Consider the following 18,705-nt stretch of genomic DNA (forward strand, 5'->3'; position numbering starts at 1 on the left):
GTAGATGCCCCTGATCCGCGGGGATCAGGGGCATCTACTCACTTCTCGGCGGCGCGGGCGGCAGCAGCAGCTCAGCCGTTGAACGCGTCCGGGTCCGGCCCGATCCGGCCGTCGGTCCGGTCGAGCCCGTCGATCGCCGCGACCTGCTCGGCCGACAGCTCGAAGCCCAGCACGTCGAGGTTCGCCGCGATGCGCTCGGGCGTGACCGACTTGGGGATCGCGACGGTCCCGGCCTGCAGGTGCCAGCGGAGGACGACCTGCGCGGGGGTCACGCCGTGCGCGTCGGCGATCGCCCCCAGGACCGGGTCGCCCAGCACCGTTCCCTGGCCCAGCGGGCTCCACGCCTCGGTCACGATCCCGAGCTCGCGGTGGCGCTCGCGCAGGGCGCGCTGCGCGAACGCCGGGTGCAGCTCGACCTGGTTCACGGCCGGTGTCACACCCGTGGCCGCGATGATCGCGTCGAGGTGCGCGGGCTGGAAGTTCGAGACCCCGATCTCGCCGACGAGCCCCGCCTCGCGCAGCGCGACGAGCTCCTCCCACGCCTCGACGTACCGGCCCAGGCCCGGCGCGGGCCAGTGGATCAGGTACAGGTCGAGGCGGTCGAGCCCGAGCAGCTCGAGGCTCTTCTCGTACGCGGGGCGCACGGCCTCGCGCGACAGCGAGTCGATCCACAGCTTGCTCGTCACGAAGACCTCGTCACGGGGCACGCCCGACGCCGCGATGCCCGCGCCGACGCCCGCCTCGTTGCCGTAGACCGCAGCGGTGTCGATGCTGCGGTAGCCCGCGTCCAGGGCGAGCGAGACGGCCTGGGCGGTCTCGCCGTCGGGCACCTGGAAGACGCCGAAGCCGAGCTGCGGGATGCTCGTCCCGCCGCGCAGTGCGACCGCGGGGACGGTGGTGGTGCTGGTCATGGTTTCTCCTGAGGGGTGATGGTGGCGGCGGGTCAGGCCGCGGGGACGGTGGTGAGCGGGGCCGGGGCGGGCGTCACGGCCGTGCGCCGCTCCTGGAGCGTCGCGACGCCCAGCGCGACGACCGCGAGCAGCGTGAGCACGGCGCCCGCCCACAGGGGCGAGGTGAAGCCGAGCCCGGCCGCGATGGCCAGGCCGCCGATCCACGCGCCCAGCGCGTTGCCCACGTTGAACGCGGCGATGTTGGCGCCGGACGCCATGGTCGGGGCGGCCTGCGCGTGGCCCATGATGCGCATCTGGAGGCCGGGGACGGTCGCGAACCCGAACGCCCCCATGAGGAACAGCGACACCAGGGTCATGACCTGGCTCGTCGCGGTGAGCGCGAAGACCGCGAGGATCACGGTCAGCACGGCGAGGATCACGAGGAGGCTCGTGGTCAGGTACCGGTCCGCGGCCTTGCCGCCCAGGAAGTTGCCGACGAACAGCCCCACCCCGAACAGCACGAGCAGCCAGGGCACGCTCGTGGTCGCGAACCCACCGACCTCGGTGACCGTGAAGGCGATGTAGGTGAACGCACCGAACATGCCGCCGAACCCGAGCACGGTCACGAGGATGGACCACCAGACCTGCGGGTTGCGGAACGCTGCGAGCTCGGTCCGCAGGGACGGGGTGCCCGACGGCGTCGCTCCCGCCAGGAGGACGGGGTCGCCCTCCGCGGGGGGCGTCGAGGAGATGCGGGCTGCCGCAGCGCCGTGCGCGCCGGACGCCCGGCGCGTGGACGGCACGAGCAGCAGGATCCCGACGAGCGCGACGACGCCGATGGCCGTGATGGCCCAGAACGTGGAGCGCCAGCCGTACTGCTGGCCCAGGAACGTGCCGAACGGCACGCCCAGGACGTTGGCGGTCGTGAGGCCCGCGAACATCATCGCGATGGCGCCCGCACGCTTGGAGGGGGCGACCATGTCGGCCGCGACGACCGCGCCGATCCCGAAGAACGCGCCGTGGCACAGCGCCGCGAGGATCCGTCCGGCGAGCAGCAGCTCGTAGGTGGGGGCGAGGGCCGAGACCAGGTTCCCGGCGATGAACAGGATCATGAGGCTGCCGAGGACCGTCTTGCGGTCGAGACGGATCACGGCGGCCGTGAGGCCGATCGCGCCGACGGCGACCGCGAGCGCGTAGCCCGAGATGAGGTAGCCGGCGACGGCCTCGGTCACGCCGAACTCTGCCGCGACCTCCGGCAGGAGTCCCATGATGACGAACTCGGTGAGCCCGATCCCGAAGCCCCCGACGGCGAGGGCGAGAAGACCCAGCGGCATGCGCTGCTCCTTGTCTGTGTCAGGCACCGCGCGCCGCAGCGTGTGTGCAACAACCGGCGCGTGCAGTAGTTGCAGGCGCCTCCTAAATAGTTGCACGCGCCGGTAGTTCACACAAGCGGTATAGTTGAGAGCGACGTCACGACAGGCACAGGAGGCACGCATGGGCATCGGGGACGACGCGGTCGAGATCCGCTCGCAGGGCTGGCGCACGCTCGCCGCGCTGCACGGCATCCTCGACGCCGCGCTCGAGCGAGCGCTCCAGGCCGGCCACGGACTCTCGGTCGTCGAGTACACCGTGCTCGACGCGCTCTCGCGCCAGGACGGCTGGCACATGCGCATGCAGCAGCTCGCGCGCGCCGCGGCCCTGAGCAGCAGCGCCACGACCCGCCTGGTCAACCGCCTCGAGGACCGCGGCCTGCTCACGCGCATCCTCTGCCAGGACGACCGCCGCGGCATCTACACCGAGCTCACCCCGCAGGGCGAGCAGCTCCTGCGCCAGGCCAGGCCCACTCACGACGCGGCCCTCGAGGAGGCCCTCGACGAGGCCTGCCAGGTCGAGGAGCTCGCGCCCCTCGTCGCGGCCCTGCACGAGCTGCCGGTCGAGGCGTCGGCGAGCACAGCCACCGTGGGCGCGACGGCCTGACCCGCGGGGCCCGGCCGGCCGCTGACCCCGCGAACTCCGCGCGACGGGCAGCCTGACAATCGGCAGCCGATCTGGGACCCTCGTCCCCATGGGGGACATCGCGACGACGCCGGCAGCTCACCACGACGTGGACGATCTCTCGACGCTCGACCCCGCGGACACCCCGCCGTTCGGACCGTACGCGCGGTGGTCGCGGCGGGTCGTGGCGTTCCTGCTCGACAACGCGATCCTGGCCGGGCTCATGTTCGTCGCCGTCGGACCCGGCCTCGCGCCGAGCATGCTCCCCGGTCTCGACAACGACGGGAGCCTCGGCCTCGCGGTCGACGACCTCCGCTGGTCCGAGAGCGCGTGGATGCTCGGCGCGGTGATCGCGATGACGGTGTTCCAGGCCTACACCGGCGCGACGCCCGGCAAGCGGGCCGTCGGAATCGTCGTCGTCAACCGCGACTCGGGGCGACCGGTCGGGCTCGTGACGACGGTCCTGCGCTGGCTCGCGCACTTCCTCGACGCGATCCTCTGCATCGGCTACCTCCGTCCGCTCTGGGACGAGCAGCGGCGCACGTTCGCCGACAGCCTCCTGTCGACGGTCGTCGTGCAGTCCCGCTCCCCCGCGCCGCACCCCTGGATCGTGCCCCTCGTGCGACCAGGGCGACCAGGGCGACCTGGCGCGCAGGTCGTCACCGCGAGCGCAGCCGTCCTGTGCACCGCGGGAGCACTGTTCGCGGTGGGCCCCACCTCGTCCATGAGCGGCAACTTCGCGTCGTCGGCCATGTGCACCTCCTGGGACCCGGCGACGCGCCCCGGCGTGCCGCAGCTGAGCGAGGCGACCTTCACCTCGACCGGCACGGGCACCATCTCCCGCTGGGGCGTGACCCACGTCCTGCCGCCCACGGGCGAAGGGTCGGAGATCACCCTCGACTGGGACGGCCCCCTCCCCCTCGACGCCGACGTGTCGCTCGAGGCCGTCCTCACGAGCCCGGACGGCAGCCGGCTCGAGTACTCGACACCGCTCGACACCGCCGGCACCGGCTTCGGTGCGGATCCGACGAGTCCCGGGACGATCGAGATCCCCGCGAACGACCTCCTGGGCATCGACGCAGGGTGGAGCTGGAGCGCGCAGATGCGCGTGGACGGTGTCGCGATCCCGGGTTGTGGCGGCCGCGCGCCCTTCTGACCCCCGGCCTCGGGCGACGGCGGTCGCTCGAGCCCCGTCGCCCGCTTCGCCGAGCCGAACCCCCCGGCCCGCCCTAGGGTGTGGGCCATGAGCCCCCTCGCCCTGTTCGAGGTCTCCCTCGACTGCCCTGTCCCTCGTGAGCTCGCGGAGTTCTACCGCCGCCTGCTCGGCTGGGAGTACGTGCCGGGCCACGAGACGTCGGACCCGGACGGCGACGAGTGGCTCGCGATCGTGCCGCCCGGCCCCGGCCCACGGCTTGCTTTCCAGCGGTCCGACGCCGAGGTCCCGCCCTGGCGGACGGGTGCGCGGGTCCACTTCGACGTCGCGGTCCCGGACCTGGACGCGGGCCACGCGCTCGCGGTCGCGGCCGGTGCCCGGCCGCTGACCGGGACCCCCGCCGAGGAGGGCCACGCCGACGACCCGTTCCGCGTCTACGCGGACCCTGTGGGGCACCCGTTCTGCCTGACGCTGGTCGCGGCGCCCCCGCCTGCTGCTCCGACCGCGCCCGTTGCAGCAGCCGAGGAGGCGACGCGATGAACGCCAAGAAGATCGGCCTGGTCCTGCTGCTCGTGGCGCCCATGGTCGCGCTCATGCTCTCGCCGTGGAAGCACGACGGCACGCTCGTCTACCTGGGGATGCTGCCCGCGGGAGTGGGCCTGCTCGTGGGCCGGGGCCCCGCGCTCGTGGCCGGGCCGCTCACGGCGGTCTGCATGGCGATCGGCGTCTCGCTGAGCGACTGGCCCCTCACGGGGGCCCTCTTCATGGCGGCCCTCGGGGCGTGCGTGGGCCTGTCCGCGGTCAAGGGGTGGCACGGGATCGGCGGTTTCGTCGGCCCGCAGACGGCGTTCGCCCTCATCGGCGGACCGCTCGTTGCCCTGCCCTCGGGCACGGTCGGCGCCTCGGCGTCGGCCGGGGCGCTCTGGGCCATGGCCGGCTGGGTCGCGTTCGGCGGGCTGTGGACCGCGATCATCGGCGGGTTCCTCACGCGGGGCATGCACCTGCCGGGTCCCAAGCCCGTCCCGCAACGCGCCGCGACGTACTTCGCGGTCGCGCTCGCGATCCTCACGGGCGTGGCGACCTACGTCGCGATGGGCTGGATCGACTCGCCGAACTCCTGGTGGTTGCTGCTCACGCTGTTCGTGATCGTCCAGCCGTACTTCGCGGCCACGCTCTCGCGCACGGCCGCGCGGGTCGGCGGGACGCTCGCCGGCGCGGTGCTCGCCGGGCTGGTCGCTCACCTGCTCAGCGGTTCGCCCGGCGTCCTGTCCGCCGTGGCGCTCCTGCTCACGGGAGCGGCCGCGTGGGCGTACCTCAAGCGCCCGTACTGGGTCTTCACGCTCTTCCTCACCCCCGCGGTGATCCTGCAGACCTCGGGCGGCAAGGACGTGCTCCTCTCGGCAGACCTCGAGCGCGCCCTCTTCACGGCCGCGGCGGCCGTGGTCGCGGTCGCGGTCCTCGCGGTGGGGCACGGGATCCTCTCGGCCCGCACACGCACCACGGCCTGACTGCCGTCACCGGGCGCACGGGTCACCACCCACCCGCCGTCGGCCAACGCGCGCCGTCCTGGCTCGTCCGCCCTACTGTGACCGTATGACCGCTCGGCGGATCGCCCTGGCGCTGTTGCTCGTCGCTCCGGCGGTCGGGCTGCTGCTCTCGCCGTGGCGCCCCGACGGCACGCTCGTCTACCTGGGGATGCTGCCTGCGGGGCTGGGTCTGCTGTTGAGCCGCCGGGCGGCACTGACCGCGAGCCTCCTGACCCCCGCGAGCATGCTGGCGGCGACCGCTCTGCGGGACCTTCCGCTCGGCGCGGCCCTCTTCATGCTGGTGCTCGGCGCCGCGGTCGGCCTGTCCGCAGCGGTCGGGTGGCACGGGATCGGGAGCCTGGTCGGTCCGCTGGCAGCGTTCGCCCTGCTCGGGACCCCCCTCGTGGCCCTGCCGTCCGGCACGGTGAGCGCGGTGAGCTCGCCTGCGGCGATCGCCACGATGACGGGGCTCGTCACGTTCGGCGGCCTGTGGACGACGTTCGTGGGTGGTGTCCTCGCGCGCAACGTCCGGGGGATCGGTCCTCGCCCCGTCCCGCGCCCGGCGTCGGCGTACTTCGGCCTGACCCTGGGGATCCTGGCCGGTCTCATCACCTACACGGTCGACGACTGGACCGACGCCCGGAACCGGTGGTGGCTGCTGCTCACGGTCTTCGTGATGATCCAGCCGTACTTCACCGGGACGCTCCGGCGCGCGGGCGCCCGCGTGGTCGACGTCCTGGCCGGCACGGTCCTCGCCGCGATCGTCGCGCACACGCTCGACGAGCTCCCCGTGGTGCTCGTCGTGGTCGCGCTCGCCCTGACGGGGTTCGCGGTGCGTGCTCTGCTGCGGAGCCCGTTCTGGGTCGTGCCGCTCCTCCTGACGCCCGCGGTGGTGCTCCTGACGTCGGGCGGCGAGGACGTCCTGGTCGCGGCGGACGTCGAGCACGCCGCGTTCATCGTGGCTGCCTCGTTGGCGACGGTCCCGATCCTCGTGATGGGCCGGCGCATCATGGCCGTCGCTCCGCTGGTCCCCACCTGACGGGCATGCCGTCGGTGGACGCCGGGAACGCGGCCGGCCCGACGGCGCCGCTCACCCCGACAGCGCGACGTCCGGTCCCGCGAGGACCAGCAGGACCGCGCACACCGCCGCGACAGCCATGCTCAGCGCGAACGGCAGGCGGCTCGTGGTCCGTCGCACGGCCACCACGCCCGCGGACACCGCGAGCACGACCGCGACCGCTCCGGCCACCCACGCGACCGCGGTCGGCGGTCCGGGCGGCCCGAGCACCACGACCCCGACCGCCGTGACGAGCACCGCCGGCGCCAGCACGCTGGCCCCCGTCCGACCGAGCCGGTGCGGCAGCCCCCGGACCCCGGTCGCCCGGTCGTCCTCGAGGTCCGGCAGGGTGTTCGCGACGTGCGCTCCGACACCCAGGAGCGCGGTCGCCACCATGGCCCAGGGGGCCGCGACCCGGTCGCCGGGCGCGGCGAGCACCACGAACAGCGGCAGGAGCCCGAACGAGGCCGCGTACGGGGCCCAGGACCACACGGTCGACTTGAGCCTCGCGTTGTAGGACCACGCGCTCGCGACGGCCACGAGGTGCACCAGGCCCGCGACGAGCCCGGTCGCGAGCGACAGCACCACGCACGCCGCCGCCGCGGCGAGCGCGGCCGCGTGCACCTGCCGCACCGAGACCAGCCCCGCGACGACGGGCTTGTCCGCCCGATCGACGGCCCGGTCGCGGCGCGCGTCGAGCCAGTCGTTGGACCACCCGACCGAGAGCTGTCCGGACAGGACCGCGGCGGTGACGAGCGCCGTCGTGCCCGGGCCCGACCCGACGCCCACGGCGAAGAAGCCCGCGAGGACCGTGACCACGACCGTAGGTCCCGCGTGGCTCGCGAGCGCGAGCCCCCGCAGCGTCGTCGTCGCTGCTCGCGTCTTCACGATGCCTCCACCCGCCCGACGCTAGCAACGCGCGGGCCGCGCGTCCCCGTGACACGATGCGGGAATGTCGCGGTTGCTCGCGGTCGCACCGGTCCTGCCGGGGCCCGCGCACCCTCAGAGCGAGATCACGGACACGATCGGGCCCCTGCTGACCCGCTCGCCCGCGACCCGCGCCGTCCTCCGCAGGCTCCACGCCGCGTCCGGCGTCGAGACCCGCCACACGGCCCTGCGCCTCGACGAGTACGCGGGGCTCACGTCGTTCGGCGAGGCCAACGACCACTTCATCCGGGTCGGCACGGACCTCGCCGAGGAGGCGTGCCGGACCGCGCTCGACGACGCGGGTATCGACCCCGGCGAGGTCGACTTCCTGCTCTTCACCTCGGTCACCGGGATCGCGGCCCCCTCGATCGACGCGCAGCTCGTGACCCGCCTGGGGCTGCGGACCGACGTCAAGCGGCTGCCGTCGTTCGGGCTCGGCTGCGTCGCGGGCGCCGCGGGGATCGCGCGCGTGCACGACTACCTGACGGGCCACCCGCAGGACGTGGCCCTGCTCGTGTCGGTCGAGCTGTGCTCGCTCACGCTCCAGCACGGTGACGACTCCATGGCGAACCTCGTCTCGACCGGGCTGTTCGGCGACGGCGCGACGGCCGTGGTCATGGTCGGGGACGCGCACCCCGCGGGCCGCACACCTGGACGGCCCGACGACGCCGCACGGGTCCCGAGGTCACGTGGCTCCCGGGCGGCGCGCGCCACGGCAGCAGGTGCGGCGCCCCGGGGCGTCGAGGTCGTCGACACCCGCAGCCGCCTCTACCCCGAGACGGCTGACCACCTCGGTTGGACGATCCGCGACAGCGGGTTCGGGATCGTGCTGTCCGCGGGCCTGCCGGAGGTCATCGCGGCCCACCTCGCGGGAGACGTGAAGTCCCTGCTCGTCGAGCACGACCTGACGACCGAGGACGTCGGGACCTGGGTCGTGCACGCGGGCGGGCCGCGCATCCTCGACGTCGTGCGCGACTCCCTGGGGCTCGACGAGGCCGACCTGAGGCACAGCAGGGAGTCGCTCGCCGCCGTCGGGAACCTGTCCTCCTCCTCGGTGCTGCACGTGCTCGCCGCGACCCTCGCGGCACGCGACGCCTCGCCGAGCGGCGGCGCGGGGCCGCACGGTGTCCTCATGGCGTTCGGCCCCGGGGTCTCGGCCGAGCTCGTGCTCCTGCGCCGGACCCCGTCGCTGGAGGGTTGATGCTCGCCTTCTTCTACGTCGTGCTCGGGGCGACCGCGCTCGAACGCCTCGCCGAGCTCGTGGTCTCGGCGCGCAACGCAAGGTGGTCGTTCGCGCGCGGGGGCGTCGAGACCGGCCGGGGCCACTTCCCCGCGATGGTCGCCCTGCACACGGGCCTGCTCGTCGCGTGCGTGGTCGAGGTCAACGTCGCGGACCGGCCGTTCCTCCCGTGGGTCGGGTGGCCCGCGTTCGCGCTCGTGCTCGCGAGCCAGGCGCTGCGCTGGTGGTGCATCGCCTCGCTCGGGCCGCGCTGGAACACGCGCGTCATCGTCGTCCCCGGGCTGCCGTGGGTCGACCGCGGCCCGTACCGCTGGATCGCCCGGCACCCCGGGCAGCGCTGGTTCCGGCACCCCAACTACCTCGCGGTCGTCGTCGAGGGCTTCGCGCTCCCGCTCGTCCACTCGTGCTGGACCACCGCGCTCGTGTTCACGGTGCTCAACGCCGTGCTGCTGCTGCGGTTCCGGCTCCCGGCCGAGGAGCGCGCGCTCGACGCGCTGCCGCACACGTGAGGACCAGCACCCATGAGACGAGCTGTCGCGAGGCGGGCACGAGCCGACGGGGCGACGACCGGCCCGGGTGCACCATGAGCGCGGACGCAGCATGACCGACACCGACGTCCTGATCGTGGGCGGCGGCCCGATCGGTCTCGCCGCCGCGATCGAGGCACGGCTCGCGGGATACGACGTCGTCGTGGTCGAGCCCCGCGAGGGCCCCGTCGACAAGGCGTGCGGCGAAGGCCTCATGCCCGGCGCGCTGCTGGCCCTCCAGGCCCTCGACGTCGACCCCGACGGACACGTCCTGCGCGGCATCAGCTACCGCGACGCCCACCGCCACGCCGACCACCTCTTCACGGACGGGCCGGGCCGGGGCGTGCGCCGCACCACGCTGCACGCCGCGCTCGCCGAGCGCGCGGCCGCCCTGGGCGCGACGACGGTCCGCGGCCGGGTCGAGCAGATCGAGGAGGGGGCGGGGTCGGTGACCGCGGCCGGGATCAGCGCGCGCTGGCTCCTGGGCTGCGACGGGCTGCACTCGACCGTCCGGCGCCTCGCGGGGCTCGAGGTGGGCGCCGACGCCCACGCGCACGAGTCGCTGCTCGCGCGCGCGCACCACGACGCTGCAGGTGCCGAGGCGCGGGACACGGGCTCGCTCGCCGCCGGTGCGGTGCCGTCGGCCGCCGGCAACGCGGGCGCGGCCGCTCCGCCTGGCTCGGGTCTGCCCACCCCGCGTGCCGCTGCCATACCCACCGAGCTCGGCGGCACCGCCCCACCCGTCCGCCCCGGGCCCGACCCGCGGCGCCGCTTCGGCCTGCGCCGCCACTTCCGCGTGCCCGCATGGACGGACCTGGTCGAGGTCCACTGGGGGGACCGCGTCGAGGCGTACGTGACGCCCGTGGCGCCGGACGTCGTCGGGATCGCGATGCTCGGCCCCACCGGGACGCACTTCGACGAGGCCCTCGCGGGCTTCGCCGAGCTGAGCGAGCGCCTGCGGGACGCCGAGCCGCTGGGCCCGGTCCGCGGGGCGGGCCCGCTCAGGCAACGGTCCCGACGGCGCAGCACCGGCCGGGTGCGCCTCGTCGGGGACGCCTCGGGATACGTCGACGCCCTGACGGGCGAAGGGCTGCGGGTCGGGCTCGCGCAGGCGAGCGCCGCCGTCGGGCACCTGGACGACCCCGACGCGTACGAACGCGACTGGACCCGCGTGACGCGCGACTACCGCGTGCTGACCTCGGGGCTCGTCGCCTGGGCGACCTCGCCCGCGCGGCGAGCGATCGTGCCGCTCGCGGCGCACGCGCCCTGGCTCTACGGGAGGGTCGTGGAACGGTTGGCGCGCTGACCGGTGCCGTCGGTACCCTGCCGGACGTCCTGTCGTGTGCCGTCACGCGCGACCTCTCGCGCGACCATGTACTCGGTTGCCCACACGCCGACCGCAGCGAGGGCGACCACCCAGGTCTCGGTGAACCGGAACGCCAGGTACACAGCCACCAGGAAGAGCAGCAGCGCGGCCACCCAGACCCCGGTCCGCGACGGGGCGTCGGCGGCGCCGGCGACGTGCTCTCCCCGACGACGGACCACCGCACCGAACGTGAGGAGCCCACCGGGCACCCCGGCCAGAGCCATCACGAGGACCAGGAACGGGACGTCGAGAAGCGCGCCCGCGACGACACCCCCGACGGACATGACGAAGGCCGAGTACCACGAGAGCCGTCGAACCTTCTCGGTCATCCGCTGCATGCCCGCGAGCGCCCGGTCCTGGTCGATGGTTGCCCCCTGGTCATGGTGCCGTCGAGCCAGCAGAGCGACGGGTCGAGGCTCCTTCGCCCTCCGACGTGGTGACCCTACTCCTTGAGCTCGAAGAAGATCGCGTGGGTCGCCGTCGACCCCGTGTTCTCGCCCACGTGCACCTGGCCCGGGAGCCAGCGCGTCTCACCAGGTTCGAGCGAGACCTCCATGACGCGGTCCCCCGCCGAGATGCGGCGCTCGAACCCGCTCAGGGTGTACATGACGCTGTCGGGGTGGTGGTGCGGGTGCGTCCGGGTCCCCGGCACGTCGCGGTACTCCAGCACCCGCACCCGCTCGTTCTCGAAGATCGTCCGGTAGTGGTCCGGGTCGGTCACGGTCGGGTCGTCCGGCGCGGTGCTCTGGTCGTGTCCCATGCTCGCCTCGGAAGGTCGAGGCCCGCCGTCGGCAGGCGCTCCCTCGAGCATCCCACCGCGGGCGCCCGTCGCACGCCGAGCGGCACGCAGGGCCTCGACGGCGCCACGCCGCGTGACGTCCGCGCAGGACGCGGGACCGGTCAGCGGTCAGCGGTCAGCGGGCAGAGACGCCGTTCGCCCGCGCCCACGCGACCGCCTCGGAGCGGGTCGAGACGCCGAGCTTGCGATAGATGCTGCGCAGCTGCGACTTGACCGTGTTGCGCGTGACGAACAGACGCGCGGCGACCTGTTCGAGGGTCGCGTCCTCCGACAGGTTCGCGAGGACGACGAGCTCGCGCCGCGACAGCGCGACGTCCTCCTCGACCTGTGGTGGCTCGGGTGACACTCGCTCGGTGATGGACATGAATTCCTCCGCTCCGCCGGCCGCCCGCAAGTCCACGTCACGGTCGAGCCAGTGCTGTCTATATGGGAAGAGACAGCCGGATCCGGGATCATGACGCGACTTTCCGTCTCTCGTCAGGAGAGCGCTCCGAGGAGGGGCGGACGTCCGCACGAGGCACGAGGGAGGTCAGGTGGTGGCCGGGTCGTCGGGCAGGCCGGCGTCGTGACCGAGGATCGCCGCCTGCGTCCGGTTCGACACCCCCAGCTTGACCATGGCGTGCGTCAGGTGGGTCTTGACCGTCGGCTCGGCCATGAACAGGGCCCGCGCGATCTCGGCGTTGGACAGCCCCGTCGCGACCATCCCGACGACGTCCCGCTCCCGTTCGCTGAGCGTGCCCACCTTGGTCCGCGCCGCCGCCTGCCGGGTGCTCATGGCCGGGCCGAGCGAGTCCAGGAGGTGCCGAGTCACGGCCGGGGAGAGCATGGCCTCCCCGGCAGCGGCCGCACGGATCCCCTGGTGGACCTCGCTCACCGTGCTGTCCTTGAGCAGGTAGCCCGCGGCCCCGGCTCGCAGCGCCGGGACCACGTACTCGTCGTACTGGAAGTTCGTCAGGATGACGACCTGGACCTCGGGCGACGACCGTCGGATCTCGCGCGTCGCCTCGATGCCGTTCATGACGGGCATCTGCATGTCCATGAGCACGACGTCGGGACGGTGCGCGAGCACGACCTCGACACCCTGGCGACCGTTCTCCGCGGTCCCGACGACGTCGAGGTCGTCCGCCGCGTCGACCAGGCTCACGATGCCCTCACGGAACAGGCGTTCGTCGTCGACGACCACGACCCGGATCATGAGGCCTCCTTCGGTAGCCGTGCCTCCACGTGAAACCCGCCGTCGGGCGTCGGGCCGATCGTGGAGGTCCCCCCGACGAGGGCGACCCGCTCGCGGATCCCCTGCAGCCCGTGCCCGCCGCTGGGCAGGTCGACCTCGGGGATGGCCGACGGCCCGTTCGCCACCGCGACCCGCAGCACGTCCCCCTCCTGGTGGATGCCTACGGTCGTGTCGGCGCCGGGAGCGTGCCGGACAGCGTTGGTCAAGGCCTCGCCCACGATGCGCACGGCCGTCCGCTCCGCCACGCCCGGGGGCTCTCCGGGCACGACGTCGGCTTCCACCTCGACCGGCTGCCCCACGGCCCGCGCCTCCGCGACCAGGACGGCGACGTCCCGGAACGACGGCTGCTCGATCACCGCCGGGCTCCCGTCGCGTCCGAGCAGGTGCAGCATGCTCCGCATCTCCTCGAGCGCCTCGCGCGCCGTGTCTCGGATCCGGTCCACGTCCTCGCGGACCTGCGGATCACCGACCCGGGTCTCCAGCAGGTTGCTCTGCAGCACGACGTAGCTGATCCGGTGGGCGACGACGTCGTGCATCTCCCGGGCGAGCCGCTCACGCTCGGTGGTCCGCACCTGGGCCGCGAGCTGCTCTGCCGCTGCGGCGCTGCGGTCCCTGAGCGCGGCCGCCGCGACCCGCTCGGCGCGGCGGCTTCGACCGGCCAGCCACGGACCCACCAGCAGGAGGACGAGGACAGCGGCCACCGCGAGGTCAGACCGGCCGAACGCCAGCGGGGCGGCCGGGAGCACCAGGACTGCTCCCGCGACGACCCAGGCCCTCCCCCGTCGGGGCGTGAGCCGCTCTCCCGCGTCGAAGGCAGCGAGGATCGTGGCCGGGACCGGAGAGACCCACGACAGGAGAGCGGCGCCGACGACCGCGGGTCCCGTGAGCGCGGGCCACAGGAGCAGGGATGCCCCGACGAGCTGGGCGACGAGCTCGACCCACAGCGGCGCGCCCTGGGCGCCGACCACCGAGCGCGAGACCGCGACGGAGACGCCCGCGAGCGCAGCGAAGCCAGCGACCGCGGCGTCGCGCCGCGAGATCGACCCCCGAGCGGGCACCCGCATGCTGCCAGGCTAGCCACGAACGACCGGAGGGGCCGGTCGAGAACCTTCGAGACCCTGTGGAGCGGCTGGGGCGTCCCGCCCCGGGCCGGGACAGATCCGTCCGGTCGGCCGGCCAGCGGCAGGCCCCCCTCTCCTGATGGAGAGGGGGGCCCGCGCACCGCACGCCAGGACGTCAGCGCTCACCCGTCCGTGCCCGACGACGGCCGGCGAGCACGAGGCCCGTACCGGTCAGGACGACGAAGGCTCCTGCGGCGGCCAGCATGCCGACGTCCGCACCGGTCGATGCGAGGTTCGCAGCGTCCGTCCGCTGGATCGCCGCGGCCACCGGCACGGTGTCCGTCAGGCCCAGGTTCGTCGGGTCGGTCGAGGAGGCCGTCACGACCGTGCCGTCCGTGCCGACCGTGATCGGGTCGACGGGGTCGACGGGCGTCACCGGGTCCGTCGGGTCCGTCGGGTCCGCCGGTTCCGTCGGGTCGTCCGGGACGACCGGCGCCTCGGGCTCGTCGACCAGGGAGATGCCGATCCAGTCCCAGGCGGTGGAGGGGCGGTCGAGCTCACCCAGGCCGATGAGCCAGTGCGGGAACTGCGCCGGCATCCACTGACCGTTCTCGTCGTAGGACCCCTCACCGTGGTTGTTGTGGTCGTTGCCCGTGTAGAAGTGCGGGCTGCCCTGCTCGGTCCCCTGGGCCGAGCCCCAGAGCTGGAACTGCGGGAGCGCCGAGACGTCGAGCCCGGCCGGGACGCGGACGAAGACCCGCTGGCCCGGGGTCACGGAGGAGACCTGGTTGCCGTTCGCGTCGACCAGGACCACGCCTGCCGGGACGGCCGAGCCGTCCGCGGTGCGCAGCTCGACGTGGACGTCGCCGGTACCTCCGACGAGCGAGGCGGTGAAGCCGTAGTCGGTCGAGCCGTCGGTGTTCTTGACGTAGCCGTGCGAGACGAACCCGGGCTGCGGCATGACGACGTTCTCGCCGAGCCCCTGCTCGATGAGCCAGGCCGCGGTCTGCATCGTCGCCATCCGGTCGCTCAGGTAGCCCTGGTCCCAGGTGCGCGTCCAGTCCTGCTGGAAGGTCTCGTCAGGGTTCTCGGGGATCGGCTGCGCGGTGAACTGGTCGAGCGCCCTCTGGCTCAGAGTCACGTGGCCGGCGGCGTCGACGTCGAAGAACAGGCCCATGATGTCGTGGCCGGTCGAGAAGTACCAGACCGCGAACTGCGTCGCCTCGTAGGCGGTGTAGTCGGCGCGGCGGAGGTTCTGCTCCGCGACGGCCCGCTCGGCGTCGGCCAGGGTGATCCACCCGTTGTCGATGCTGTACTGGTAGTCGGCGATCGTGACGGTGTCGGGCACCGTCACCCCGGCCCGGTCGAACAGCCCCCGAGCGTCGGCACCGCGAGCGGCCAGGTCTGCCCCGCCCTTGTACCCGTTGACGAGCACGGTCTGCTGCGCCGAGGTGTTCTCCCAGTGGATGCCCTCGGCATCCGAGGAGACGGTCTCGTCGCCTGACCACACGTGGTACCAGTAGTTCGCGATGTCGCGGTCGTAGACCATGTGGATCGTGCCGTCGTCGTCCGTGAGCGAGTGGTGCAGGATGTGCAGCTGGGGCTGGCCGTTCCACCCCGTCCAGTCCCGACCCGAGGTGACGTCGCCACCCTCCAGGAAGTACCAGTAGTCGCACGAGAAGCCGTTGTGGTAGCTGTCCTCCCAGTGCGGGTGGTAGTCGGCGTCGGGGTAGACGGGCGTCGACTGCAGCGTGCCGAAGGCGGACTCTGCGGCCGGCGGGGTGCCGGTCGCGGGCTCGGGTGCGGCCTCGGTCGTCTCGTCCGTCGCCTGCTCGACGACGTCGCTCTCCGTCGTGGTCTCGGCGCCGGGGTCCGCGACAGGTGTCTCGGCGACGGGTTCGTCCTCCTCGACGGGGGCCCCGGGAGCCGGTGCCTCGGCGGCCGGGGTCTCTGCGGCCGCGGGTGCCTCGGGAGCCGGAGCGACCACCGGGTCGGCCGGCGTCGCGCTCTGCGTGCCGGGAACCGTGTCCGGTGCTCCCTGCTCGGCGGCGGGCTCCGTCGAGGGCCCGGGGTCGGTCGTGGTGGGGGTGCCGGCCTCGGGGACGTCGGTCCCGTCCGCGGCGAACGCGGCAGCTCCACCACCCAGCACGAGCGCGGCGGAGACAGCAGTGGTGGTGACGGTGCGAAGAACCTTCATGATCGTCGAGCTCCTACGTGGGGGGTGTGTGCGCTGATCGCGCCCTGACCCCTCTACGTTCTCGTCCGACGGGGGGTCGCCGACTCACCCCTTCGGATCGACCGCCCTCGTCCGAACGTCTCGTCGTCCGGGCGTGGCTCCCCGGCCACGAGGCCTCAGGCCGCTGTGAGACGCAGTCCCCGCGCGACCGCGAGCAGGCAGCCCGCGCAGAGCACCGCGACGACGGCGAGGAGCACGGTGTACCCCGCGAGCGCCGTCGCACCGGCCAGGACCACGGGCAGCAGGAAGCCCACGTAGGACAAGCTGTAGTAGACGCCCGTGAGTCCCGCGAGGTCGGTCGGGGTCGCGATGGCCTGGACCTCGATCAGGCCCGCGACCACGCAGATCCCGTACGCGGCCCCCAGCGTCACCGCCGCGACGCCGCCGAGCACGGGCGACAGGACAGCGCCGTTGGTCGCGGCGAGGACCATGCCGACCAGCATCAGGACCATGCCGACGACGATCGCGCGCCCGCCCGTGCGGGCGTTGATCCCCTTGACGAACGGCTGGACCGCGGCGCCCGTGCCCAGCGTCAGGACCGTCAGCAGCGTCGCGTACGCGAGCGACAGGTCGCCGGTCTGGTCGGACACGAGCTGCGGCATGACCGCGTAGGCGATCCCGGCGGCCCCGAAGATCCATGGCGCGGCAGGCACCACGACCCGCACGAACCGGCGGTGGTGCGCGACGGGGACCCGCAGGTCGGCGAGGAGCGACGTCGTCGAGCGATGCCCCCCGATGGTCTCGGTCGCGGTCGCGAGCAGCGCGAGGGCGAGCACGCTCAGGACCACGTGACCCACGTAGGGCGTGATCGTGGGCCACGGCCCCCACTGGGCCAGCGCCCCCGAGACACCGGCCCCGACCCCGAACCCCAGGGTGAGCGAGAGGGACGGGCGCCGCGCACCCGCGGTCGCGTCGGCGACCAGGTCGAACGGCGCGCTCGACAGCTCCTTGACCCAGCTCGTGCCGACCGACATCGCGACGCCCACGCTCAGGCCCGCGAGGAGCCGGCCCAGGCAGATGACGAGCTCGCTGCCGAAGCCCAGCGCCAGCAGGACGCTGGCCCCGATCCCGCCCAGGACCCCGACGACGGCGAGCGGCTTGCGCCCGTACCTGTCGGACAGCGGGCCGGCGACGAGCAGGCCGGGCACGAGCCCCACGACGTACATGCCGAGGAACAGGTCGACCGTGACCACGGAGTAGTTCCCGAGGTCCTGGTACATGTGCAGGAGCGGCGTGAAGTGGTTGCCACCCCAGGCCATGACGACGAGGGCCGGTGCGACACGCAGCCAGCCGGGGAGCACGCGAAGGCGGTTCATGATCTTTCTCGAGGGACGACGAAACGGGTGGAACGGGTCGTGCGGGTGGTCGGCGGGACGTCAGCCGTAGTTGCCGCGCTGGACGTGCGCGCGCAGCGCGGCCTCGTAGGCGTCCGCGTCCCCGGCGCGGGCGAGCGCCGCGAGCTCGCGGTGGTCGGCCAGGAGGCGCGTGGGCGAGGTCGCGTCACGTCGCACGGCGCGGTGCGTGAGGAGCTCGAGGCGCGGGCCGAGCTGCGTGAAGAGGTCCTCGATCACGTCGTTGTCCCCCGCCCGGATGACCCGGGAGTGGAACGCGAAGTCCGCCTGCGAGAACGCGAGCAGGTCGCCGTCGTGCTCGGCGACCACCTGCTGGGCGACGAGGTCGTCGAGGTCGCGCGCGACGCCGTCGGGCAGGGGGTGCCCGCCCAGGGCGCGGATCGCGGACGACTCGAGCATGATCCTGACCGCCAGGAGGTCCGCGACCTCCTTGTCCGGGACCGAGGCGACCACCGCGCCACGCTTGGGGAACAGCGTCAGCAGGCGGCACGTCTGGAGCTGGAGGAACGCCTCGCGGACCGGGGTGCGGCTGATGCCGAGCTCGTCGGCCACCTCGCCCTCCGTGAGGAGCGCCCCGGGCGCGATCTCCCCGGTGATGATCGAGGCGGACACCGCGGCGAACGCACGCTCGACCGCGCTGGGGGCCAGATCCTCGGGCTTCTTGCGGGGCGACATCTTTCGACGATAACACCTTAGATGCAAGGGAGCATCTAAGGTGCTCGTGCAACGGAGTGGTCACGGTCCGCGCGCCGGTTCGCCCACCCCGGCCACGGCGCATAGCCTCGTCCGACCAGCCGACCCCACCGGACGGAGCCTTCCGTGCAGAAGACCGGCAACGACCCCGACGAGTTCCTCGCGAACGTCCCCGAACGATTCCGCGCCGACGCCCTCCAGCTCGACGCCGCGATCTCGGAGGTGATGGCGGGCCGGTCCCGGGTCCTGTGGGAAGGGGTCTTCTGGGGCGGGACCGACCAGAAGATCATCGGGTACGGCGACCTGCTCCAGGCCCGCCCCCGCGGCGGGAGCGTCGAGTGGTTCGCGGTCGGGCTCGCCGTCCAGCAGAACTACCTCAGCGTGTACGTCAACGCCGTCGAGGACGGGCAGTACGTCGCCCAGAAGTACGCCGAGACCCTGGGTCGCGCCAAGATCGGCAGCTCGAGCGTGGGGTTCAAGGCGCTCGCGGACATCGACCTCGAGGCGCTGCTGCGGCTCGTGCGGATCGCGCGCGACCAGACGGCGTAGTGCGGACCAGCCGGGCGCCAGGCGGGCACCAGCCGGGCCGCAGGCGGCCGAGAAGTGAGTAGATGCCCCCGGATCGCCGGATCCAGGGGCATCTACTCAC

The 18,705-nt window shown here is 73.4% G+C and carries 20 protein-coding genes; 9 read left to right on the top strand and 11 right to left on the bottom strand.

The window, feature by feature from the left end; all coding sequences use genetic code 11:
* Positions 1 to 71: 71 nt before the first annotated feature.
* Positions 72 to 911: an aldo/keto reductase gene (locus ACFWFR_RS08655; protein WP_377622458.1), complete on the bottom strand. Its 840-nt coding sequence runs from the start codon at positions 909 to 911 to the stop codon at positions 72 to 74.
* A gap of 32 nt (positions 912 to 943) precedes the next feature.
* Positions 944 to 2,224 carry an MFS transporter gene (locus ACFWFR_RS08660; protein WP_377622460.1) on the bottom strand — a complete coding sequence of 427 codons (1,281 nt, stop codon included), beginning with the start codon at positions 2,222 to 2,224 and terminating at the stop codon, positions 944 to 946.
* Between the two features lie 160 nt (positions 2,225 to 2,384).
* Here ACFWFR_RS08660 and ACFWFR_RS08665 point away from each other — a divergent pair, with 160 nt between their 5' ends.
* The 5 genes from ACFWFR_RS08665 (at position 2,385) to ACFWFR_RS08685 (ending at position 6,603) form a co-directional block, all read left to right on the top strand.
* Positions 2,385 to 2,867, top strand: a complete 483-nt coding sequence (locus tag ACFWFR_RS08665; RefSeq protein WP_191801605.1) for a MarR family winged helix-turn-helix transcriptional regulator — start codon at positions 2,385 to 2,387, stop codon at positions 2,865 to 2,867.
* Between the two features lie 88 nt (positions 2,868 to 2,955).
* Positions 2,956 to 4,041 (top strand): RDD family protein, encoded by a 1,086-nt coding sequence (locus ACFWFR_RS08670; RefSeq protein WP_377622462.1) that lies wholly within the window; start codon positions 2,956 to 2,958, stop codon positions 4,039 to 4,041.
* 87 nt (positions 4,042 to 4,128) lie between these two features.
* Complete coding sequence (locus tag ACFWFR_RS08675; protein ID WP_377622464.1) at positions 4,129 to 4,578, top strand: VOC family protein; 450 nt, start codon at positions 4,129 to 4,131, stop codon at positions 4,576 to 4,578.
* Complete coding sequence (locus ACFWFR_RS08680) at positions 4,575 to 5,546, top strand: FUSC family protein (RefSeq protein ID WP_191801608.1); 972 nt, start codon at positions 4,575 to 4,577, stop codon at positions 5,544 to 5,546. The genes ACFWFR_RS08675 and ACFWFR_RS08680 overlap by 4 nt, the downstream gene beginning before the upstream one ends.
* 85 nt (positions 5,547 to 5,631) lie before the next feature.
* Complete coding sequence (locus ACFWFR_RS08685; RefSeq protein WP_377622466.1) at positions 5,632 to 6,603, top strand: FUSC family protein; 972 nt, start codon at positions 5,632 to 5,634, stop codon at positions 6,601 to 6,603.
* A gap of 51 nt (positions 6,604 to 6,654) precedes the next feature.
* Here ACFWFR_RS08685 and ACFWFR_RS08690 read toward each other — a convergent pair whose 3' ends face one another.
* Positions 6,655 to 7,509 (bottom strand): UbiA family prenyltransferase, encoded by an 855-nt coding sequence (locus tag ACFWFR_RS08690; protein ID WP_377622468.1) that lies wholly within the window; start codon positions 7,507 to 7,509, stop codon positions 6,655 to 6,657.
* 64 nt (positions 7,510 to 7,573) lie between these two features.
* Between ACFWFR_RS08690 and ACFWFR_RS08695 the strand changes: the two genes are divergently transcribed.
* From ACFWFR_RS08695 to ACFWFR_RS08705, 3 genes are all read left to right on the top strand, one after another.
* Entirely contained in the window at positions 7,574 to 8,749 is a 1,176-nt protein-coding gene (locus ACFWFR_RS08695) for a type III polyketide synthase (protein ID WP_377622469.1), read from the top strand.
* Entirely contained in the window at positions 8,749 to 9,297 is a 549-nt protein-coding gene (locus ACFWFR_RS08700) for an isoprenylcysteine carboxyl methyltransferase family protein (RefSeq protein ID WP_191801611.1), read from the top strand. The genes ACFWFR_RS08695 and ACFWFR_RS08700 overlap by 1 nt, the downstream gene beginning before the upstream one ends.
* Before the next feature lie 91 nt (positions 9,298 to 9,388).
* Positions 9,389 to 10,621, top strand: a complete 1,233-nt coding sequence (locus ACFWFR_RS08705) for an FAD-dependent monooxygenase (RefSeq protein WP_377622471.1) — start codon at positions 9,389 to 9,391, stop codon at positions 10,619 to 10,621.
* Here ACFWFR_RS08705 and ACFWFR_RS08710 read toward each other — a convergent pair.
* The 8 genes from ACFWFR_RS08710 to ACFWFR_RS08745 all read right to left on the bottom strand — a co-directional run bounded on the left by ACFWFR_RS08710 (position 10,588) and on the right by ACFWFR_RS08745 (position 18,038).
* Positions 10,588 to 11,010, bottom strand: coding sequence for a hypothetical protein (locus ACFWFR_RS08710; protein ID WP_377622473.1), 423 nt, complete (start codon positions 11,008 to 11,010; stop codon positions 10,588 to 10,590). The two genes, ACFWFR_RS08705 and ACFWFR_RS08710, sit on opposite strands and share 34 nt — an antisense overlap.
* A 113-nt stretch (positions 11,011 to 11,123) precedes the next feature.
* On the bottom strand, positions 11,124 to 11,441 hold the full coding sequence (locus ACFWFR_RS08715) for a cytoplasmic protein (protein WP_191801615.1): 318 nt from the start codon (positions 11,439 to 11,441) through the stop codon (positions 11,124 to 11,126).
* Positions 11,442 to 11,595: 154 nt separating this feature from the next.
* Positions 11,596 to 11,844, bottom strand: coding sequence for a LuxR C-terminal-related transcriptional regulator (locus ACFWFR_RS08720; protein WP_377615495.1), 249 nt, complete (start codon positions 11,842 to 11,844; stop codon positions 11,596 to 11,598).
* A gap of 165 nt (positions 11,845 to 12,009) precedes the next feature.
* Positions 12,010 to 12,675 (bottom strand): response regulator transcription factor, encoded by a 666-nt coding sequence (locus ACFWFR_RS08725; RefSeq protein WP_191801619.1) that lies wholly within the window; start codon positions 12,673 to 12,675, stop codon positions 12,010 to 12,012.
* A complete protein-coding gene (locus ACFWFR_RS08730) occupies positions 12,672 to 13,778 on the bottom strand; it encodes a sensor histidine kinase (RefSeq protein ID WP_191801621.1) in 1,107 nt (368 codons plus the stop codon). The genes ACFWFR_RS08725 and ACFWFR_RS08730 overlap by 4 nt, the downstream gene beginning before the upstream one ends.
* 172 nt (positions 13,779 to 13,950) lie before the next feature.
* Positions 13,951 to 15,972, bottom strand: a complete 2,022-nt coding sequence (locus ACFWFR_RS08735; RefSeq protein ID WP_377622476.1) for a hypothetical protein — start codon at positions 15,970 to 15,972, stop codon at positions 13,951 to 13,953.
* A 155-nt stretch (positions 15,973 to 16,127) separates the two neighbouring features.
* Positions 16,128 to 17,327: an MFS transporter gene (locus tag ACFWFR_RS08740; RefSeq protein ID WP_191801625.1), complete on the bottom strand. Its 1,200-nt coding sequence runs from the start codon at positions 17,325 to 17,327 to the stop codon at positions 16,128 to 16,130.
* Positions 17,328 to 17,387: 60 nt separating this feature from the next.
* Complete coding sequence (locus tag ACFWFR_RS08745; protein ID WP_191801627.1) at positions 17,388 to 18,038, bottom strand: GntR family transcriptional regulator; 651 nt, start codon at positions 18,036 to 18,038, stop codon at positions 17,388 to 17,390.
* A gap of 144 nt (positions 18,039 to 18,182) precedes the next feature.
* On the opposite strand from ACFWFR_RS08745, the gene ACFWFR_RS08750 reads away from it, so the two are divergent.
* Positions 18,183 to 18,605, top strand: coding sequence for a hypothetical protein (locus ACFWFR_RS08750; protein ID WP_191801629.1), 423 nt, complete (start codon positions 18,183 to 18,185; stop codon positions 18,603 to 18,605).
* The last annotated feature ends 100 nt before the right edge of the window (positions 18,606 to 18,705 follow it).

The sequence above is a fragment of the Oerskovia sp. NPDC060287 genome, assembly GCF_042726775.1.
Classification (GTDB): Bacteria; Actinomycetota; Actinomycetes; order Actinomycetales; family Cellulomonadaceae; genus Oerskovia; species Oerskovia merdavium.